At 58.3% G+C, this 218-nt stretch carries 1 protein-coding gene; it reads left to right on the plus strand.

Annotation, left to right across the window (positions count from 1 at the left end; genetic code table 11):
* Positions 1 to 218, plus strand: a 218-nt coding sequence (locus AQ1_RS12545) for a transposase (protein ID WP_161760611.1), incomplete at both ends; no start/stop codon positions are given.

Below are 218 nucleotides of genomic sequence, written 5' to 3' on the forward strand. Positions count from 1 at the left end.
CTGCCGGTCAAACTGTGCCTGACGCCGGGACAGGCGCATGACGGACAGCCTGCCGAAGCTTTGCTCTCAGACCTTCGGGAAGGAGCGATCTTTCTTGCCGATCGGGCTTATGACAGCAATGCACTGCGGGAATTTGTATCAAACCGCAAGGCCTGGGCGAATATCCCGCCAAAGCGTAATCGCAAGGACAGCTTCGCCTTCAGCCCCTGGCTCTATCG

This window comes from Iodidimonas nitroreducens (assembly GCA_000710935.1).
Taxonomy (GTDB): Bacteria; Pseudomonadota; Alphaproteobacteria; order Sphingomonadales; family Rhodothalassiaceae; genus Iodidimonas; species Iodidimonas nitroreducens.